The following is a 19,481-nucleotide window of genomic DNA, read 5'->3' on the forward strand; positions in this document are numbered from 1 at the left end:
GGAGGTGGATCGATGGAAGAGAAACAGTTCGGCCTATACGATATCGTCGAAATGAAAAAGCCGCACCCATGTGGAACGAATCGTTGGAAAGTGATTCGCTTGGGCGCTGACATCCGCATTAAATGCGAAGGGTGCGCCCATAGCGTTTTGTTGCCGCGCAAAGAGTTTATCCGCAAAATGAAAAAAGTGCTCGTCAAGCATGAAGAATAAGCAAATGAATCATGGTGGCGAGGCCATGCTCTTTTGTTGCGAAGGGGAAGGGAGAAAATGACGGAAACGACGCATGTAACATCATGTCCGCTCAACTGCTGGGACGTATGCGGGCTGAAGGTGACGGTGAACGAGGGGAAAGTCGTACGGGTTGACGGCGACGAACACCATCCCATCACGAAAGGGAACATTTGCGGACGCGGGCGGATGTTGAAAGAGCGGGTAAACGCCAAAGAACGCCTTCTCTATCCGTTGAAAAAAGTAAGCGGGCAGTTCGTTCGCATTTCTTGGGAAGAGGCGCTTGATGACATCGCCGGGAAAATGCGGAAGTTGAAAGAACAATTTGGGCCGACAGCCGTGCTTCACAGCCATGATTACGCCAACAACGGGCTGCTGAAAAACCTGGACCGCCGTTTTTTTAATTGTTATGGTGGGGCAACAGAGCTTATCGGCAGCCTTTGCTGGGGCGCGGGCATTGAGGCGCAGACATGGGATTTTGGCAACGCCTACAGCCATGCGCCAGAAGATATCGACAACAGCCGCCACATCGTCATTTGGGGGCGAAACGTCGCCCGCACGAACATGCATTTATTCGAGCGGTTGCTTGCCGCGAAAAAACGCGGGGCGACAATTGTGGTCATCGATCCGCTGTTTGGCCCGACGGCGCGCATCGCCGATCAGTACGTATGCATCAAGCCGGGAATGGACGCTTTTTTGGCGATGGGCATTATGAAAGAGCTGCTTCGACTCGGGTTGGAGGACCGGGCCTTTATCAAGCAACACACAATTGGGTTTGATGATGTCAAACAACTATTGCAGACAATTTCGTTGGCGGAGATTGAGCGGCATACCGGTGTTAGCCGCGATCAAATGACGGAGCTGGCCCGGCTTTACGGGGACCGGCCGACCGCAACGTATCTTGGCCTTGGCATGCAACGCTATGCGAACGGCGGCAATACAATCCGATGGATCGATGCCCTTGTCGCCGCAAGCGGCAACGTTGGCATTCCGGGTGGAGGGGCGAATTTTGGCAACTTGCAGGTGGGCGAGTGTTTTGATAAAGCCGCATTGACGCTCCCAGAGCGGAAAACGGCATCGCGCACATGGACGATGATGAAGCAGGGAGAAGAGATATTGCGGGCGAATGATCCTCCGATCGGCATGGTGATCGTCACGTGCGGCAACCCGCTCGCTCAAGTGCCGAACACGAACTTGATGAAAAAAGCGTTCGCTTCCGTTGAAACGGTGGTTGTGTTTGAGCAGTTCATGACCGATACGGCTGCAATGGCTGATTATGTTTTGCCAGTAGCGGCTTCGTTTGAAGAGGAAGACGTCTATTGTTCATCGATGTACCATGCGTATTTGAACTACGGGCCGAAGCTTGTCGACCCGCCGGGTGAGGCGAAGCCGGACTTGTGGATTTGGACGGAGCTGGCAAAAAGGCTCGGGTTTGGGGATGATTTTGCCTATACGCGTGAGCAGTTTCTTGCGATGGCGCTCCGGCCGTTGGAGCATCACGGCATTACGCTGAAGCGATTGAAAACAGAACACCGCGTCCTTTTGCCTGTCGAACCGGTGCCATGGCGCGACCGCCGGTTTCAAACGCCAAGCGGAAAATACGAATTTACGTCAACCATCGCCAAGAAAAAAGGGATGGATGGCCGGCTGCAAATCATGTATCCGGCCGAATCGGAGGAGTCCAATCCGGCACTAGCCGCCAAATATCCGTATCGGCTGTTGACGATCCATCCGCTCCGTTCGAATCATTCGCAACATTATCCGCTCATCCCAGCGCTTCAGACAGTCCGCATTGAGGTAGCGGCTGATGTTGCTGCGGCAAAGGGTCTTGCCGATGGCGACCGGGCGCGTGTTTACAACGACCGTGGATCGCTCGTGGGAACGGTCAAGGTGCTTGATGGCGCCTATCCAGGCACGATCAACATTGACGAAGGACAATGGGGAGTGTTCGGCGGGCCGGTCAACGTCCTCACGTCCGATTTGGAGTCGGATAACGGCTGCGGCAGCACGCTGTATGACTGTTTGGTCAATATTGAAAAAGTCACGTCGGAAGCAAAGTAAGCGGTTCACAGTTGCTTCGGATCAGTAGAAAAAAGATATGGTCGATGACAAAATGCGGTTTGAGGCTGTTGATCCGAAAAGATGATTTTGTCATCCAAGTGTTGGGAAAAGGGCGCAAACTTCCGCCTTTTTTGAAGCGGGTGGGAGAGGAAACATTCCCCGCTTGCGGCGCGCTTGTCATTTTCTGCGCCAGCCCATATAATGAGGAAAGATGTGAACGGGAAAGAGGAGTGGAACGAATGGGATTGACAGCAGGAATCGTCGGATTGCCGAACGTCGGCAAATCGACGCTGTTTAACGCCATTACAAAAGCAGGTGCTGAGTCAGCCAACTATCCGTTTTGCACAATTGAGCCGAACGTCGGTGTCGTCGAAGTGCCCGATGAGCGGCTCGATGTATTGACGGAAATGTTTCGGCCGAAGCGGACGGTGCCGACTGTTTTTGAATTTACCGATATCGCGGGCATCGTCAAAGGGGCGAGCAAAGGAGAGGGGCTTGGCAACAAGTTTTTGTCTCACATCCGGCAAGTCGATGCAATTTGCCAAGTCGTCCGCTGCTTCAGTGATGAAAACATCACCCACGTGGCGGGCAAAGTCGACCCGCTCGCCGATATCGAAACGATCAATTTGGAGCTCGTGTTGGCTGATTTAGAAACGATTGACAAACGAATCGAGCGGGTCGGCAAAATCGCCAAGCAAAAGGATAAAGAGGCGGCGTTTGAATACGACATTTTGCGGCGGTTGAAGGAGACGCTCGAAGACGGCAAGCCGGCGCGCACACTCGAGTTCACTGATGAAGAGATGAAAGTCGTCAAGCAGCTGCATTTGTTGACGATAAAGCCGATGCTTTACGTCGCCAATGTCGGCGAGGAAGATATCGCTGACCCTAGCGGCAATCCGTTTGTCAAGGACGTGCGCGAGTTTGCGAAGCGCGACAACGCTGAAGTCATTGTTGTCTGCGCCAAAATCGAAGAGGAAATCGCTGAGTTCAGCGATGAGGAAAAACGGCAATTTTTACAGGAGCTCGGCATCGAGCAGTCTGGCCTTGACCAGCTTATCCGCGCCGCTTACAGCTTGCTCGGATTGGCGACGTTTTTCACCGCCGGCGAGCAGGAGGTGCGGGCGTGGACGTTCCGCAAAGGGATGAAAGCGCCGCAATGCGCCGGCATCATCCATTCCGACTTTGAGCGAGGGTTTATTCGCGCGGAAACGGTGTCGTACGATGACCTTGTCGCGGCTGGATCGATGGCGGCGGCGCGCGAAGCCGGAAAAGTGCGCTTGGAGGGAAAAGACTACGAAGTGCAAGACGGCGACATTATGCATTTCCGGTTCAACGTGTAACCATCGGTTCGAGGGCAGGGCGGATGCAGCAGGTCACGGCATGGGGCCGTTTTTGGCTTGGTCATACGGATGGAAGATGTTTGCGCCGACGGAATGCGGCAAACTGCCTTGCTTATCGTTGTCGGTCATGGTATAATCAACAAATGTGAGTAATGGTGATTGCTCCTTGCTCTTCGAATGGAAGGGCCGCTTAGACCAAAAGGAGGTGACGAGCGTGAGAAAGTACGAAATCATGTACATCATCCGCCCGAACATGGACGATGAAGCGAGACAAGCTCTCGTGGAACGGTTCAACAACGTGTTGAAAGAAAACGGCGCGGAGATTACGAACGTGACGGATTGGGGCAAGCGCCGCTTAGCCTATGAAATTCAAAAATACCGCGACGGCTATTACATGATCGTCAATGTCGTATCGGAGCCGAAAGCGGTGCAAGAATTCGACCGCTTAGCGCGCATCAGCGAAGACATCATCCGTCATATCGTCGTCAAAGAAGAAGAATAATCTTTTCGACATGATTAAGAGGTGGTTCTGATGATTAACCGCGTCATTTTGGTCGGCAGGTTAACGAGAGATCCGGAGTTGCGTTACACTCCAAGCGGAGTGGCTGTTGCCACGTTTACGCTCGCGGTCAACCGTCCGTTTACAAATCAGCAGGGCGAGCGGGAAACGGATTTTATTCAATGTGTCGTTTGGCGCCGCCAGGCGGAAAACGTCGCCAACTTTTTGAAAAAGGGGAGCTTGGCTGGTGTCGATGGCCGACTGCAAACCCGCAGCTATGAAAATCAAGAAGGTCGGCGCGTGTACGTGACGGAAGTGGTGGCTGATAGCGTCCAATTTCTTGAGCCGAAAGGAACGAGCGAGCAGCGAGGGGCAACAGCAGGCGGCTACTATGGGGATCCATTCCCATTCGGGCAAGATCAGAACCACCAATATCCGAACGAAAAAGGGTTTGGCCGCATCGATGACGATCCTTTCGCCAATGACGGCCAGCCGATCGATATTTCTGATGATGATTTGCCGTTTTAATAAACAAGTCGCTTGAAGCCCCTGTCTCTAAACAACGCGCAGGCAGCGGGCCATTCCACCGATGAGGAAACGATGGCAACGGAAAGGAGGAAATAGCATGGCAGGACGGAAAGGCGGCCGCGGCAAACGCCGCAAAGTATGTTACTTCACGGCGAACAACATTACGCATATCGACTACAAAGATGTCGATTTGCTGAAAAAGTTCATTTCTGAACGCGGCAAAATTTTGCCGCGCCGTGTAACGGGAACGAGCGCGAAATATCAGCGCAAATTGACGGTCGCGATCAAACGCGCGCGCCAAATGGCGCTTCTGCCGTACGTTGCGGACGAGTGAGCCGAAAGCAAGCAGTAAGGGGGGATCCTTACTGCTTTTTTTATCTCCTCTGACTGAGCGGACTCCCACTCCCAAGCAGAGTGAAAGTGGGGAAGGAGGTCAAATCACCAAAAAACAAAGAAAGGGGAACGTCCATTGCGAAAAACGCACGCCCTCACCGAAGCGGCGATTGAGCTCGCACTGTTTGCTGTTTTGTTTTTGCTTGCGCTGTACGCGCCGGTCATTGGGATTGTCGCCGCTTTGTTTTTAGCGCTTCCGTTTATGGTGTTTACGATGCGCCATGGGTGGATTCCAGCTATGTTGCTGCTGGCGGCGGCCCTTGTCATCTCCGGTTTGATCGGCTCGCTTTTGTCGCTGCCGATGGCGCTTATGTTCGGCACCGTCGGCATGGCAGTCGGCGCGATGCTTTCGAAACAGAAAAACCGTTATCTTGTTCTTCTTGTCGGCGCGCTTGTATTTTTGGCGAATATCGTGCTTGATTACATCATCTCGATTCAATTTTTGCACGTCGATATGATCCAAGATACGCTTGCGCTCGTGCGAGAATCGTTTGACACGGCAATGAATCTAATGAAGGGAATGGGACAAGCGCCGCCTTTGGAGATGCAAAGGCAGTTCGAACAAGGGCTGAAGCTGATCGGCTATATGGTTCCGACGCTGTTTGTCATCGCTTCGTTTGCGCTGGCGTACGCGACGATCATCGTCTCGCTGCCGGTGATGAAGAGGCTGAAGCTGCCGGTCGGTTCATGGCCGCCGTTTCGCGAGCTTATGTGGCCGAAAACTGTATTGTGGTTGTATGTCTTTGTGCTCCTTCTCTCCTTGTTCCCGTTCAAAGAAGGATCGTTTGCCTATATCGCCGTGTTGAACTTATCGTATGTGTTGCAGCTGGCGATGATTGTGCAAGGATTTTCGTTTCTTTACTACGCCGCTTACAAAAAAGGGGTTGGCAAAGGTGTGGTGGCGGCAGGGACGGTCGTTTGCTTATTCCTGCCTTTTCTACTTTATCTTGTGGCGATATTCGGTATAATTGATTTAGGATTTGATTTGCGCCGCCGCATATGATAATTGGATAAGGCGAGTCATTTCTTCAGTGTAGGAGCTGACTTGAATGTCCCATTTTTATGAAAGGAAAGCGTATCGCTATCCGTTATATGCGTTAGCCGCCCTGGCGGTGCTTATGGCGATTGGCTTGTTTTACTTCCAATGGCTGCTTGGCCTCGTCGCCCTTCTTGGCGTCGGGTTTGTGCTTTATTATGTCATTGGGGCGCAACGCTCCTTGCATAAAGAGTTGGAGCACTATATTTCCAATTTGTCGCACCGGGTGAAAAAAGTAGGCGAGGAAGCGTTGATGCAAATGCCGATCGGCATTATGCTCATCGATGAAGGGGGAGAAATCGAGTGGTCGAACCGTTTTTTGGCCGCCTGCTTTAAGGAACAGACGCTTGTCGGCCGCTCTCTCGCCGAGCTTTCCGAATCGTTGGCCGCTTTTGTGAAAAGGGGAAAAACGGACGAAGAGATCGTCGAATTGAACGGAAAGCAGCTGAAAGTGGTCATTCGCCGCCCTGAACGGCTTCTTTACTTTTTTGATGTTACTGAGCATTTGGAATTGAAGCGGCAGTACGAAGCGGAACGGCTGGTGCTCGCCATTATTTTTCTTGACAATTATGATGAAATTACGCAAGGGATGGACGATCAGGCAAAAAGCCAACTAAACAGCCTCGTCACTTCCGTGTTGAACCGGTGGGCGAACGACTATGGCATTTTTTTGAAGCGGACGTCATCCGACCGATTTATTGCCGTATTGAACGAACATATTCTTGGGCGGCTCGAGAAAAGCAAATTTTCCATTCTCGACGAAGTGCGAGAGCAGACGGCAAAACATCATGCCCAGCTGACGCTGAGCATCGGCATCGGCGCCGGCGTGTCCCAGCTCCCGGAGCTCGGGGCGCTCGCTCAATCAAGCTTGGACTTAGCGTTGGGGCGCGGGGGCGATCAAGTCGCGATTAAGCAAGGAAATGGAAAAGTGAAGTTTTACGGCGGCAAAACGAACCCGATGGAAAAGCGGACGCGCGTCCGCGCCCGCGTTATTTCCCATGCGCTTCGCGAACTGATTGCAGGAAGCGACAAAGTGCTCATCATGGGCCATAAATATCCCGATATGGACGCCATGGGAGCGGCGATCGGCGTTTTAAAAGTCGTCCAATCGAACCAAAAGGAAGGGTTTATCGTCGTCGATCCGGCCAAAACGGATGCCGGGGCGCAACGGTTGCTTGAGGAAATGAAAAAACATGCTGAATTATGGTCAAGATGCCTAAAGCCGGAGCAGGCGCTTGAGCTCGTCACCGAGGATACGCTTTTGATCGTCGTCGATACGCATCGTCCGTCGCTCGTCATTGAAGAGCGGCTATTGTATCGCACCGACCATATCGTCGTCATTGATCACCATCGCCGCGGCGAAGAGTTCATTGAGGCGCCGATTCTCGTCTATATGGAGCCTTATGCTTCTTCGACATCGGAACTCGTCACCGAGCTGTTAGAGTACCAACCGAAACGGATGAAGCTGACGATGCTCGAAGCGACCGCCCTGCTTGCCGGCATCGTCGTCGACACGAAAAGCTTTACGCTCCGCACCGGCTCGCGGACGTTCGACGCCGCGTCATACTTGCGCGCCCAAGGAGCGGATACGGTGCTTGTGCAAAAATTGCTGCGGGAAAGCATCGCCAACTACATCAAACGGGCGAAATTGATCGAACGGGCGGTGATCGATGAGCATGGCATCGCCATCGCCAAAGGGGGCGAGAACGAGGTGCACGACCAAGTGTTGATTGCGCAAACGGCCGATACGCTTCTCACTTTAAGCAGCGTCGTTGCTTCGTTCGTCATTTCCAAGCGGTCCGACGGGACGGTCGGCATCAGCGCCCGCTCGCTCGGCGATGTCAACGTGCAAGTCATTATGGAACGGCTTGGTGGAGGCGGACATTTGACAAACGCCGCTGCCCAATTGTCCGAAGTGACGGTGGAAGAGGCGGAGCGGCAGCTGCGTGAAGCCATTCATGACTATTTCGAGGGGGGGAAGCCATCATGAAAGTCATTTTTTTAAAAGATGTGAAAGGAAAAGGGAAAAAAGGGGAAATCAAAGACGTCGCCGACGGTTACGCAAACAACTTTTTGTTCAAACAAGGGCTCGCCATTGAAGCGACGCCGGCGAACATCAAAGCGCTCGAGGCGCAAAAACAAAAAGAGCAGCGCCAAGCGGCGGAAGAACTGGCCAATGCGAAAAAACTGAAAGAAGAGCTCGAGAAGCTGACGGTGGAAATTCCGGCGAAAGCGGGCGAGGGAGGCCGTTTGTTTGGTTCAATCACGAGCAAGCAAATCGCTGAGGCGCTTCAGGCCCAGCACGGCTTGAAGCTTGACAAACGGAAAATCGAGCTTGCTGATGCCATTCGCTCCCTCGGATATACGAATGTGCCGGTGAAGCTCCATCCGGAAGTGACAGCGACCTTAAAAGTGCACGTCAAGGAACAAAAATAACGGCAGCAATGATGCCCCCGCCCGCTATGGCGGGGGCATTATCGACGGAGATGAAACGGGGGAAAGGCGGTGAGACGATGAGCGAACTTTTTTCAGAACGAATTCCTCCGCAAAGCATTGAAGCCGAGCAGGCCGTGCTTGGCGCTGTGTTTTTGGATCCCACTGCGCTGACGCTCGCCTCGGAACGATTAATTCCCGAAGACTTCTACCGCGCGGCCCATCAAAAAATTTTCCACGCCATGCTTCGCGTCGCTGATAAAGGCGAGCCGGTCGATTTAGTGACGGTGACGGCGGAACTGGCCGCTTTGGAGCAGCTGGAGGAAGTGGGCGGTGTCTCCTACTTAAGCGAGCTTGCCGATTCTGTGCCGACAGCGGCCAACGTCGAATACTACGCCCGCATTGTTGAAGAAAAATCATTGCTTCGCCGCCTCATTCGCACGGCGACATCGATTGCCCAAGATGGCTATACAAGGGAAGATGAAATTGACGTTTTGCTCGATGAAGCGGAACGGAAAATTATGGAGGTTTCCCAACGGAAACATTCAGGCGCCTTTAAAAATATTAAAGATGTTCTCGTACAGACGTATGACAACATTGAAATGCTCCATAACCGGAACGGGGACATCACCGGCATCCCGACCGGATTCACTGAACTCGACCGGATGACGTCCGGATTTCAGCGCAGCGACTTGATTATCGTCGCCGCCCGGCCATCGGTCGGGAAGACGGCATTCGCATTAAACATCGCCCAAAATGTGGCGACGAAGACGAACGAAAATGTCGCGATTTTCAGCTTGGAAATGAGCGCCCAGCAGCTTGTGATGCGGATGCTTTGCGCCGAAGGCAACATCAACGCCCAAAACTTGCGCACTGGCAAGCTGACGCCGGAAGATTGGGGCAAGCTGACGATGGCGATGGGCAGTTTGTCAAACGCCGGCATTTATATTGACGATACGCCGAGCATCCGCGTCAGCGACATTCGCGCCAAATGCCGCCGCTTGAAACAGGAAAGCGGCCTCGGCATGGTGGTGATCGATTATTTGCAGCTCATTCAAGGAAGTGGGCGCAACCGGGAAAACCGCCAGCAGGAAGTGTCGGAAATCTCCCGTTCGTTAAAGGCGCTCGCCCGCGAGCTCGAAGTGCCGGTCATCGCTTTGTCACAGCTGTCGCGCAGCGTTGAGCAGCGCCAGGACAAGCGGCCGATGATGTCCGATCTTCGCGAATCGGGGAGCATTGAGCAAGACGCTGATATCGTTGCCTTTTTGTATCGCGACGACTACTACAACAAAGATTCCGAGAACAAAAACATCATCGAAATCATTATCGCCAAACAGCGGAACGGCCCGGTCGGGACGGTGCAGCTCGCCTTTATTAAAGAGTACAATAAATTCGTCAACTTAGAGCGCCGTTTCGATGAGGCGCAAATTCCACCGGGGGCGTAAGACGGACCGCGCTGCCGGCGGCGGGCGCCTTTTTGTTCTTTTGGCCTTTGACTATTTCCTCGTTTACACCCGCGGCGTTAAAGAGGGAGCCTTCCTGATCATTGATAAACGAATAAAAAAGACGATATTTTCTTTTAATGTTCGTGTTTCATTGACTTTATGGCTGAAAACTGGTACACTGACAATGTTTAGACCGAGGAAACTGGAGGTGCTCGCCATGTCGTCAGTCGTTGTTGTCGGCACGCAATGGGGCGATGAAGGGAAAGGGAAAATTACGGACTTTTTATCGGAAAATGCGGAAGTGATTGCCCGGTATCAAGGGGGAAACAATGCCGGACACACGATCGTGTTCAACGGGGAAAAGTATAAGCTGCACTTGATCCCGTCGGGCATTTTTTATAAAGATAAAATTTGCGTCATCGGCAATGGGATGGTCGTCGATCCGAAGGCGCTCGTTGCGGAGCTTTCGTATTTGCACGAGCGCGGCATTTCGACTGATAATTTGCGCATCAGCAACCGCGCTCATGTCATTTTGCCGTATCATTTGAAATTGGACGAGCTTGAGGAAGAGCGGAAAGGGGCAAACAAAATCGGCACGACAAAAAAAGGAATTGGGCCGGCGTACATGGACAAGGCGGCGCGCATCGGCATCCGCATTGTTGATTTGCTTGACCGCGACGTGTTTGCCGAAAAGCTGGAGCGCAACTTGAGGGAGAAAAATACGCTGCTTGAAAAAGTGTACGGGGTCGAAGGCTTCCGGTTGGAGGACATTTTTGAGGAGTATTACGAGTACGGCCAGCACATCGCCAAATACGTCTGCGACACATCGGTCGTATTGAACAATGCGCTCGATGAAGGGCGCCGCGTCTTGTTCGAAGGAGCGCAAGGCGTCATGCTTGACATTGACCAAGGAACGTATCCGTTTGTCACGTCGTCGAATCCAGTCGCTGGCGGGGTAACGATCGGCGCCGGTGTCGGGCCGACGAAAATCAAGCATGTCGTCGGGGTGGCGAAAGCCTATACGACGCGCGTCGGCGACGGGCCGTTCCCGACAGAGCTGCACGATGAAATCGGCGACCGCATTCGCGAAGTCGGCCGCGAGTATGGGACGACGACCGGCCGTCCGCGCCGCGTCGGTTGGTTTGACAGTGTTGTTGTCCGTCATGCCCGCCGGGTGAGCGGCATTACGGACTTGTCGCTTAACTCGATCGATGTGTTGACCGGCATTGAAACGTTGAAAATTTGCGTCGCCTATCGCTACCGCGGCCAAGTGCTCGAAGAATTTCCAGCCAGCTTAAAAGTGTTGGCCGAATGCGAGCCGATTTATGAAGAACTTCCTGGCTGGACGGAAGATATCACCGGGGTGAAAAGTCTAGACGAGCTGCCGGCGAACGCCCGCCATTACGTCGAGCGCATTTCCCAGCTCACCGGCATCCCTCTTTCGATTTTCTCCGTCGGACCGGACCGTTCGCAAACGAACGTCGTCCGCAGCGTCTACGCGTAAGCGGCAACAGTGGACGGTGGCAGGCAGCGTATAAACAAGGCAAACGACAGGCATAGATGCGCGCGCGTCTATGCTTTTTTCTTTGATAGGCTCCTCAAAATGGCAATCGGCAAAGGATGATTTCATGTTCATAACATGGTAAATTAGTAATGATAGGATTCCATCGCAAAAGGAAGGATGTGAGCGAGATGGAAAAACGCATTTTAGTCGTTGATGATGAAAAACCGATTGCCGATATTTTGCAATTTAATTTGCAAAAAGAAGGATATGAAGTCATTTGCGCCTACGACGGCGAAGAAGCGCTGCAAAAAGTTGAAGAAACGATGCCGGACTTGATTTTATTGGATATTATGTTGCCGTTAAAAGATGGCATGGAAGTATGCCGTGAAGTGCGGAAAAAGTATGATATGCCGATCATTATGCTGACAGCGAAAGATTCCGAGATTGATAAAGTGCTTGGGTTGGAGCTTGGTGCGGACGATTATGTGACAAAGCCGTTCAGCACGCGCGAGCTCCTGGCGCGGGTGAAGGCAAACTTGCGCCGCCATGCGCAAACGGCCAACCAAGAAGAAGGAGAAAACGAAACAAATGAAATCGTCATTGGCCCGCTCGTCATCCGTCCGGACGCGTATGTCGTGCAAAAGCGGGGGGAAACAATTGAACTGACCCACCGCGAATTTGAACTGCTTCATTACTTAGCGAAGCATATCGGCCAAGTGATGACGCGCGAGCATTTGCTGCAAACCGTCTGGGGCTACGATTACTATGGCGATGTGCGCACCGTGGACGTGACGGTAAGACGTCTGCGTGAAAAAATTGAGGACAACCCTTCCCACCCGAATTGGATCGTCACAAGACGGGGAGTCGGCTATTACTTGCGCAATCCGGAACAGGAGTCATGAGCCAGCATGAAAAAAGTAGGTCCATTCCGTTCGATTCATTTTAAGTTTGTCATCATTTATGTATTACTGATTCTCGTCGCCATGCAAATCATCGGCGTGTACTTCGTTCGCAAGCTGGAAACGGAGCTTGTGCAGAACTTTAAAAACTCATTAAACGAACGGGTGACCTTGCTCGCCTATAACGTCGAGCAGGCGATGAATCGGGAGCGCGATGAAAAAAGCCCGACATTGGAAGAAGACATCCGTTCGCTTCTTCATGATTTCGTTTCCCAAGACATTTCCGAAGTGCGCGTCATCGATGAGAAAGGGAAAGTGCTTGCGACATCCAATCCGTATATGCAAAACATCGTCGGAAAGCGGACGACCGAGATTTATGTAAAACGTTCCCTCGTCACCGGCGAAATCGTCGACCGGATGCTGCTCGATTCGAAAACAGGTCATCGCATGTACATTTCGTCGACTCCGATCAAAACGAGCGGCGAAATCAAAGGTGTCATTTACGTCATCGCCTCGATGGAAAACGTCTTTTCGCAAATGCGGCAAATCAATATGATTTTGGCGACCGGGACGGGGATCGCTCTCGCCATTACCGCCGTGCTCGGCATTTTTTTGTCCCGCACGATCACCCGGCCGATTTCCGATATGCGCCGGCAAGCGCTGGCGATGACGAGGGGAGATTTCTCCCGCAAGGTCAAAGTGTACGGCTATGATGAAATCGGCCAATTGGCGATGACGTTCAATAATCTGACCAAAAAACTGCAGGAAGCGCAGGCGACGACGGAAGGGGAACGGCGCAAGCTCGAGTCCGTCTTGACGCATATGACTGATGGCGTCATTGCGACCGACCGTCGCGGGCGCGTCATTCTCATTAACGATGCAGCGTTAAACATTTTGAATGTTTCACGTGAAACAGTGCTGTCGAGTTCGATCGTCGACGTGCTTGGCATTGCCGACCAGTATACGTTTGAAACGCTGCTTGAGGAGCGCGATTCGCTCATTTTAGATTTCAGCACGGATGAGGAACTGTATATTTTGCGCGCGTCGTTGTCGGTGATTCAAAAAGAGGGAGGATTTGTCAACGGGTTGATCGTCGTTTTGCACGACATTACCGAACAGGAAAAAATCGACCGCGAGCGGCGGCAGTTTGTCGCCAATGTGTCGCATGAATTGCGCACGCCGCTCACCACGATGAAAAGCTACTTAGAAGCGCTCGCTGACGGCGCTTGGCAAGATAAAGACATCGCGCCGAGGTTCATTCAAGTCGTGCAAAATGAAACGGAACGGATGATTCGGCTTGTCAACGACTTGCTCCATCTGTCCAAGCTCGACAGCAAAGACTACAAGCTGAAGAAAACGTGGATCAATTTTTCAGCCTATTTCCATAAAGTCATTGACCGATTTGAGTTGACGAAAAGCGACAACATCCGGTTCGTTCGCAAAATTCCGCGCGAGGCGATTTTTATTGAAGTTGATGAAGATAAAATTACGCAAGTGTTAGACAACATTATTTCGAACGCTTTGAAGTACTCTCCGCAAGGAGGGACGATTACATTTCGCGTCCGCAAACTTGCTGATGAAATTATTGTCAGCGTCAGCGACGAAGGAGTCGGCATTCCGAAAGCCGACTTGGCAAAAATTTTCGAACGGTTTTACCGGGTCGACAAGGCCAGGTCGCGCAAATTGGGCGGTACGGGGCTTGGGCTGGCCATTGCCAAAGAAGTCGTTCTTGCCCATGGCGGGACGATTTGGGCAGAAAGCAAGGAGCATAAAGGAACGACGATTTATTTTACGCTGCCGCTAGAACGCGAGCAAAAGGATGACTGGTGCGATGTATGAAACGATCAAAACCATCGTGTTGACGTTGCTTGTGCTCATCAGCATTACCTTAACGTTTGCCTTATGGACATATCATCCGAAATACGACGTGCTGCAAAACGACGAATACATTCAACACGTCTCCGTGAGCAATACGCAAGTGGATACAGCGATGGTCGTGCAGCCAAAGCAGATTCTCATTCATAAAAACGGCGTCCCCTATGCTGTGACGAAAGACGAAGAGAAAAATGAAGTGCTGAAAGAAATGAGAAGATGGACGCTTGATGATTTCGAAGATGTTTCGTCTTCTGTTCCGCAAGGGAAGTTTTTATCGTTTTTAAACGGCAAAGAGCGGCTTGAGATCATTTACCCCGATGAGGTGCCGATCGACATATACCGATTGATTTTCACGATCGATGACAGGGGGCTCGACGGCTTGGCGTTTGACCGCCTGCTCGTCCCGCTCGGCGGGAAGGACGAGTTCCCCATCTACTTCATCGCGACCGACAAGCGCAAAATTTACAAGGCGATTGCCAGCGATGCCTCCTTATCGGCGATCGGCCGGCTGGCGAAAGAAGCGAGCCATTTTCCGCGTTATTTCGCTTATCCGGTCAGCGAAACGAAGCAGTTGTATTTGCCGGAAAAAGAAGTGGTGCTCAGCAGTCTGCAATATTATACCGACGAGCTGGACGCAGACAAGTTTAAAGAAGCGCTCTTTAGCGATCCAAGCTTTGTCAAAAAAGATTTGATTCCGTTTGGCGAAGAATATACAGACGGTTCGCGGCTGATGGACGTCGATTTTCTTCAACGGATGCTGCTGTATGTGAATCCAGCGGCGCGCGTCTCGAATATGGGACAAACGGAGCAAGAAACCCATATCATCCAAAAAAGCATTGATTTCGTCAATGAGCATGGCGGTTGGACGGATCTGTATCATTTCGCCCGCTGGAGCGAGGAGGATCGAAAAGTCACGTTCCGGCTTGTCGTCAACGGCTATCCAGTCTTTAATGAATACGGCATGTCAGAAATCGTGGAGACGTGGGGAGCGTCCGATTTGATGAAATACCAGCGTCCGCTCTTCCGCCTTGAAATCGCGGATCGCAACCGCACACCAAAAACGCTGCCGTCCGGCCATGAGGTCGTCAACTGGTTCGAACAGACGAAAGGCGTTCGCAAATCGCTCATCAAAGATATCGCCATCGGCTATGAGCTCATCAAAGATCCGGAGCGGGAAAAAGTCATCCGCCTTGAACCGGCATGGTTCTACTTGTACGGACAAACGTGGAAAAAGGTAAACATGGGCGATGAGGCGGGAGGAGGGGGAACAAATGGACTGGAGTAAAACGAAGACGATTTTTATTATCGTGTTCCTCATCCTCGACTGCTTTTTAGGCTATCAGTTTATGGAAAAACGAAACAGCAGCCAGCTCGATGTCATTTTGGAAACGACGATTGAAGAGCAGCTTGAGGCGAACGGCATTACGTATGTGGATCTGCCTAAAGAAGTGACGAAAGCGGCGTATGTCAGCGGCAAAAGCCGCTCATTCACCATGGCGGATGTAAAAAAGCTGCCCGGGCAAAAAGTGAAAATCGAAGGAGAAACGAAAGTCAAAGGGACGTTCATCGATCCGGTTGCGCTGCCGATTGACGATCCATACCAGCTGCGTGAGTTTTTGCAGCGCTACATCATCGGCGGCGGGCAATATGCCTTTTGGTCGTTTGATGAAAAACAAGGAATCTTGACCTGCTACCAAATGTATGACGGCAAGATGATTTACGGCAATGAAAACAGCAAGCTCGTCATCCATGTCAACGGGAGACGGGAAGCGCTGTCGTATGAACAGACGATGCTCAGCGACTTGGAAAAGTACGAGCGGAAGCAAGATATCGTCCCGGCGATTAAAGCCATTGAGACGTTGTACCGAAAAGGGCATTTGCAGCCGGGCGACCGCGTCACGAAAGTGGAGCTTGGCTATTACGGGCTTGTTCAATTTACTGCATCCCAAGTGTTGACTCCAACTTGGCATATTGTTGTCAATCGGAAGGAAGACTATTTCGTCAATGCGTTTGAAGGGCAAGTGATCAATGATCAAGGAAATGTGCTGGAGTGAAAGAACATGACGATGCGATTTAGTGTGCTGGCCAGCGGCAGCACCGGCAACGCCTTTTACATTGAGACAGACCGCCAGCGCCTGCTTGTTGACGCCGGTTTGAGCGGCAAGCAGCTTGAGGAGTTGTTTGCTGAGATCGGCCGCCATCCAAAGCAGCTTGATGCGCTGCTTGTCACCCATGAACATAGCGACCATATTAAAGGGCTCGGGGTGCTTGCCCGCAAGTATCGGCTGCCGGTGTATGCCAATGAAAAAACGTGGCGGGCGATGGAACAAACGGTCGGCGACATTCCGCCCGAGCAAAAATTTGTCTTTCCGCTCGGCGCGGTAAGGACGTTCGGCGATGTTGACGTCGAATCGTTCGGCGTCTCTCACGACGCCGCCGAGCCGATGTTTTACGTTTTCCACTATGAAGGGAAAAAGCTTGCGTTGCTCACCGATACCGGCTATGTGAGCGAGCGGATCAAAAAGACGATTGAAAACGCGGATGTGTTCGTGTTTGAAAGCAATCATGACGTCGGCATGCTGCGGATGGGGAGATATCCATGGAGCGTCAAGCGCCGCATTTTAAGCGATGTCGGCCATATTTCGAATGAGGAAGCGGGTTTGGCGCTTGCTGACGTGATCGGCGACCGGACAAAGCAAATTTATTTGGCCCATTTGAGCCAAGATAACAATATGAAAGAGCTGGCGCGCATGACCGTGACGCAAGTGTTGGAACAGAAAGGCTTAGCGGTCGGCGCCCGCTTTCGTTTGTATGATACCGATCCGCGTCGGGCGACGGCACTAGCGTATGTATAAAGCCCGTTTTGCCGAAACTGAGGGAGACACATTTGTTGGATTTTTTCTCCTGTTCATGATTATAATGAGGGATGGAGACGAATGTGGAAAGGAGGGTGAGCATGGGATACTACGACGACCATTATGAGCCGTACGAACAAACGAGGAGGAAGCGGCGCAGCGGATCGTTTGTTTCCGCGCTTGTCGGCGCCGTGTTAGGAGGGCTGCTCGTCCTCATGTCCATTCCGGCGCTTTCCCGTTGGGATATCCTCCCGTATGATGTTGTGCCGAATCAAAGAGCAGAGGAAGAGCCAAAAACAGAGGAAAATGGAACTCCACCGATTCGGCAGAGTGTTTCCGTAGATGTGACGACGGCGGTGACAAAGGCGATCGACCAAGTGTCGGATGCGGTTGTCGGCGTTGTCAACATTCAAGAAGCCAGCTTCTGGTCGCAAGGAGGCGAGGCTGGCGTCGGATCGGGCGTCATTTACAAGAAAGCGGGAGGCCGGGCGTTTATCGTCACGAACCATCATGTTGTTGAAAACGCCAGTCAGCTCGAAGTGAGCCTCAAAGATGGGACGAGAGTGCCGGCGAAGCTGCTCGGCAGTGATGTGCTTATGGATTTAGCCGTCTTGGAAATTGACGCGAAGCATGTGAAAAAAGTCGCCCAGTTCGGCAACTCCGATACGGTGAAGCCAGGCGAGCCAGTCATTGCCATCGGCAACCCGCTCGGTTTGCAGTTTGCCGGCTCGGTGACACAAGGCATTATTTCCGGAACGAACCGGACGGTCGAAGTCGATTTGGACCAAGACGGCGCTCCAGACTGGAACGCAGAAGTATTGCAGACAGATGCGGCGATCAACCCGGGCAACAGCGGCGGCGCTCTTGTCAATATCAAAGGGCAAGTCATCGGCATCAACTCGATGAAAATCGCCCAAGAGGCGGTTGAAGGCATCGGGTTCGCGATCCCGATCAACACGGCCATTCCGATCATTTCGGACTTGGAAAAATACGGACAAGTGCGCCGTCCGTACATGGGCGTTGAACTTCGCTCGCTGAGCGACATCCCATCGTACCATTTGCAGGCGACGCTCCATTTGCCGCCGAACGTAACGGAAGGAGCGGCGGTCATTCAAGTCGTGCCGATGTCGCCGGCCGCACAGGCGGGCTTAAAACAGTTTGATGTCATCGTGGCGCTTGACGGCGAAAAAATCCGCAACGTGCTTGATTTGCGCAAATATTTGTATACGAAAAAATCGATCGGCGACCGGATGGAAGTCACGTTTTATCGTGATGGGAAAAAACGCACGGTCACGATGAAGCTGGCGCGTGAGTCGTATTAAACGAATGGAGGGAGCGAAAACGCTCCTTCTTTTTTCCACAAGGAGAGGGGCGAGAATGATGATATTCACATGTGAAGAACATGTCGACATCGCCATTGATCAATATGTAGATGAAACGGAACAGGCGCCGGATCTCCTGCCTGTGGACAACAGCGAAAAACAGTGCTATTTTTGCTCGAAACAAGCTGTATATGTCGTAGGAGGATAACAGTTTTTTCACAACATGTGGATATGTGTTGTGTATATGTGGATAAATCTTGTTGATAAGCTGTTTATAAGGCAGGGGTTGTTTGTGCATATTTCCATTGTCGCTGTGGGTAAATTGAAGGAAAAATATTTAATCGCTGGAATTAATGAATATACAAAGCGTCTGTCCGCATACGCCAAAATCGACATCATCGAAGTCGCTGATGAAAAAACGCCGGAGCGGGCGAGCGAACTTGAGGAGGAACAAATCAAAGAGCGCGAGGGAGGACGGCTGCTGGCGAAAATTCCGCATGACGCTCACGTCATCGCGCTCGCGATTGAAGGGAAGATGCAATCGTCCGAGCAATTCGCCGCCCGTCTCGATGAGCTCGCCACCTACGGCAAAAGCAAAGTGGTGTTCGTCATCGGCGGCTCGCTTGGCTTAAGCAAACAAGTGATGGCGCGCGCCGATGAGACGCTGTCGTTTTCGAAAATGACGTTTCCACACCAGCTGATGCGCCTCATTTTGCTCGAGCAAATTTACCGCGCATTTCGCATTAACCGCGGGGAACCGTATCATAAGTAAATGGGGTTTTTCCATTTCTTAGTTTCATGATGGGATGAAGACGTTCTATCGCAGATTTATCCATTACGGTTGAATATGGGGGATAAAGTATGAGACATTTGATTCAAATAGCCGTTGCCGCCAATGCAGCACAACGGCTATCCTTCATCAATCACCGTTTGTGTAACTCACATTTCGCACCCTCCCAACGAAAATCGGGAGGATTTTTTATGTCCATCGTCGAATGAATCCTTGACATACAAGGAAAGTGAAGGAGTTTTTCTCTCATGAACGTTCAAGTCAAAAAGGTCT

19 protein-coding genes are annotated in these 19,481 nt (G+C 51.9%); all 19 read left to right on the top strand.

What is annotated here, in order from left to right; translation table 11 throughout:
• The first annotated feature begins 12 nt into the window (after positions 1-12).
• Positions 13-210 (top strand): DUF951 domain-containing protein, encoded by a 198-nt coding sequence (locus tag ACVBDQ_RS13405; RefSeq protein ID WP_011232948.1) that lies wholly within the window; start codon positions 13-15, stop codon positions 208-210.
• 57 nt (positions 211-267) lie between these two features.
• A complete protein-coding gene (locus ACVBDQ_RS13410; protein WP_033024482.1) occupies positions 268-2,289 on the top strand; it encodes a molybdopterin-dependent oxidoreductase in 2,022 nt (673 codons plus the stop codon).
• A 239-nt stretch (positions 2,290-2,528) separates the two neighbouring features.
• The gene (gene ychF / locus ACVBDQ_RS13415; RefSeq protein WP_011232946.1) at positions 2,529-3,629 is read left to right on the top strand and encodes a redox-regulated ATPase YchF; all 1,101 of its coding nucleotides are present in this window, start codon (positions 2,529-2,531) and stop codon (positions 3,627-3,629) included.
• 214 nt (positions 3,630-3,843) lie between these two features.
• Positions 3,844-4,131 carry a 30S ribosomal protein S6 gene (gene rpsF / locus ACVBDQ_RS13420; RefSeq protein ID WP_011232945.1) on the top strand — a complete coding sequence of 96 codons (288 nt, stop codon included), beginning with the start codon at positions 3,844-3,846 and terminating at the stop codon, positions 4,129-4,131.
• A 30-nt stretch (positions 4,132-4,161) separates the two neighbouring features.
• The gene (gene ssb / locus ACVBDQ_RS13425; protein WP_011232944.1) at positions 4,162-4,656 is read left to right on the top strand and encodes a single-stranded DNA-binding protein; all 495 of its coding nucleotides are present in this window, start codon (positions 4,162-4,164) and stop codon (positions 4,654-4,656) included.
• A gap of 97 nt (positions 4,657-4,753) precedes the next feature.
• Positions 4,754-4,990 carry a 30S ribosomal protein S18 gene (gene rpsR, locus ACVBDQ_RS13430; protein ID WP_008880812.1) on the top strand — a complete coding sequence of 79 codons (237 nt, stop codon included), beginning with the start codon at positions 4,754-4,756 and terminating at the stop codon, positions 4,988-4,990.
• Between the two features lie 135 nt (positions 4,991-5,125).
• Positions 5,126-6,052: a YybS family protein gene (locus ACVBDQ_RS13435; protein WP_011232943.1), complete on the top strand. Its 927-nt coding sequence runs from the start codon at positions 5,126-5,128 to the stop codon at positions 6,050-6,052.
• Positions 6,053-6,098: 46 nt separating this feature from the next.
• Entirely contained in the window at positions 6,099-8,075 is a 1,977-nt protein-coding gene (locus ACVBDQ_RS13440) for a DHH family phosphoesterase (RefSeq protein WP_011232942.1), read from the top strand.
• Entirely contained in the window at positions 8,072-8,521 is a 450-nt protein-coding gene (gene rplI, locus ACVBDQ_RS13445) for a 50S ribosomal protein L9 (RefSeq protein WP_011232941.1), read from the top strand. The genes ACVBDQ_RS13440 and rplI overlap by 4 nt, the downstream gene beginning before the upstream one ends.
• A gap of 77 nt (positions 8,522-8,598) precedes the next feature.
• On the top strand, positions 8,599-9,963 hold the full coding sequence (gene dnaB, locus ACVBDQ_RS13450; protein ID WP_011232940.1) for a replicative DNA helicase: 1,365 nt from the start codon (positions 8,599-8,601) through the stop codon (positions 9,961-9,963).
• A 217-nt stretch (positions 9,964-10,180) separates the two neighbouring features.
• Complete coding sequence (locus tag ACVBDQ_RS13455) at positions 10,181-11,467, top strand: adenylosuccinate synthase (protein WP_011232939.1); 1,287 nt, start codon at positions 10,181-10,183, stop codon at positions 11,465-11,467.
• A gap of 188 nt (positions 11,468-11,655) precedes the next feature.
• Positions 11,656-12,369: a response regulator YycF gene (gene yycF, locus ACVBDQ_RS13460; RefSeq protein WP_011232938.1), complete on the top strand. Its 714-nt coding sequence runs from the start codon at positions 11,656-11,658 to the stop codon at positions 12,367-12,369.
• Between the two features lie 6 nt (positions 12,370-12,375).
• Complete coding sequence (walK, locus tag ACVBDQ_RS13465; RefSeq protein ID WP_011232937.1) at positions 12,376-14,205, top strand: cell wall metabolism sensor histidine kinase WalK; 1,830 nt, start codon at positions 12,376-12,378, stop codon at positions 14,203-14,205.
• A complete protein-coding gene (locus ACVBDQ_RS13470; RefSeq protein ID WP_011232936.1) occupies positions 14,198-15,526 on the top strand; it encodes a YycH family regulatory protein in 1,329 nt (442 codons plus the stop codon). Before walK ends, ACVBDQ_RS13470 begins: the two co-directional genes overlap by 8 nt.
• A complete protein-coding gene (locus tag ACVBDQ_RS13475; RefSeq protein ID WP_011232935.1) occupies positions 15,513-16,295 on the top strand; it encodes a two-component system regulatory protein YycI in 783 nt (260 codons plus the stop codon). The genes ACVBDQ_RS13470 and ACVBDQ_RS13475 overlap by 14 nt, the downstream gene beginning before the upstream one ends.
• 6 nt (positions 16,296-16,301) lie before the next feature.
• Positions 16,302-17,096, top strand: a complete 795-nt coding sequence (locus tag ACVBDQ_RS13480) for an MBL fold metallo-hydrolase (RefSeq protein WP_011232934.1) — start codon at positions 16,302-16,304, stop codon at positions 17,094-17,096.
• A gap of 101 nt (positions 17,097-17,197) precedes the next feature.
• Positions 17,198-18,418 (top strand): S1C family serine protease, encoded by a 1,221-nt coding sequence (locus tag ACVBDQ_RS13485; protein ID WP_011232933.1) that lies wholly within the window; start codon positions 17,198-17,200, stop codon positions 18,416-18,418.
• 55 nt (positions 18,419-18,473) lie between these two features.
• The gene (locus ACVBDQ_RS13490; protein WP_011232932.1) at positions 18,474-18,626 is read left to right on the top strand and encodes a CxxH/CxxC protein; all 153 of its coding nucleotides are present in this window, start codon (positions 18,474-18,476) and stop codon (positions 18,624-18,626) included.
• 84 nt (positions 18,627-18,710) lie between these two features.
• Positions 18,711-19,190, top strand: coding sequence for a 23S rRNA (pseudouridine(1915)-N(3))-methyltransferase RlmH (gene rlmH, locus ACVBDQ_RS13495; protein ID WP_011232931.1), 480 nt, complete (start codon positions 18,711-18,713; stop codon positions 19,188-19,190).
• Positions 19,191-19,481 lie beyond the last annotated feature (291 nt).

It is taken from the genome of Geobacillus sp. CCR, from assembly GCF_052906625.1.

Excerpts from the sequence above, each read along its gene's own strand:
- ACVBDQ_RS13475 (WP_011232935.1), top strand. The coding sequence starts at position 15,513 with ATGGACTGGAGTAAAACGAAGACGATTTTTATTATCGTGTTCCTCATC.
- ACVBDQ_RS13455 (WP_011232939.1), top strand. The coding sequence starts at position 10,181 with ATGTCGTCAGTCGTTGTTGTCGGCACGCAATGGGGCGATGAAGGGAAA.
- walK (WP_011232937.1), top strand. The coding sequence starts at position 12,376 with ATGAAAAAAGTAGGTCCATTCCGTTCGATTCATTTTAAGTTTGTCATC.
- yycF (WP_011232938.1), top strand. The coding sequence starts at position 11,656 with ATGGAAAAACGCATTTTAGTCGTTGATGATGAAAAACCGATTGCCGAT.
- ACVBDQ_RS13480 (WP_011232934.1), top strand. The coding sequence starts at position 16,302 with ATGACGATGCGATTTAGTGTGCTGGCCAGCGGCAGCACCGGCAACGCC.
- ychF (WP_011232946.1), top strand. The coding sequence starts at position 2,529 with ATGGGATTGACAGCAGGAATCGTCGGATTGCCGAACGTCGGCAAATCG.
- ACVBDQ_RS13405 (WP_011232948.1), top strand. The coding sequence starts at position 13 with ATGGAAGAGAAACAGTTCGGCCTATACGATATCGTCGAAATGAAAAAG.
- ACVBDQ_RS13485 (WP_011232933.1), top strand. The coding sequence starts at position 17,198 with ATGGGATACTACGACGACCATTATGAGCCGTACGAACAAACGAGGAGG.
- ACVBDQ_RS13470 (WP_011232936.1), top strand. The coding sequence starts at position 14,198 with ATGTATGAAACGATCAAAACCATCGTGTTGACGTTGCTTGTGCTCATC.
- rplI (WP_011232941.1), top strand. The coding sequence starts at position 8,072 with ATGAAAGTCATTTTTTTAAAAGATGTGAAAGGAAAAGGGAAAAAAGGG.
- rpsR (WP_008880812.1), top strand. The coding sequence starts at position 4,754 with ATGGCAGGACGGAAAGGCGGCCGCGGCAAACGCCGCAAAGTATGTTAC.
- ACVBDQ_RS13410 (WP_033024482.1), top strand. The coding sequence starts at position 268 with ATGACGGAAACGACGCATGTAACATCATGTCCGCTCAACTGCTGGGAC.
- ACVBDQ_RS13490 (WP_011232932.1), top strand. The coding sequence starts at position 18,474 with ATGATGATATTCACATGTGAAGAACATGTCGACATCGCCATTGATCAA.
- ACVBDQ_RS13440 (WP_011232942.1), top strand. The coding sequence starts at position 6,099 with ATGTCCCATTTTTATGAAAGGAAAGCGTATCGCTATCCGTTATATGCG.
- dnaB (WP_011232940.1), top strand. The coding sequence starts at position 8,599 with ATGAGCGAACTTTTTTCAGAACGAATTCCTCCGCAAAGCATTGAAGCC.
- ssb (WP_011232944.1), top strand. The coding sequence starts at position 4,162 with ATGATTAACCGCGTCATTTTGGTCGGCAGGTTAACGAGAGATCCGGAG.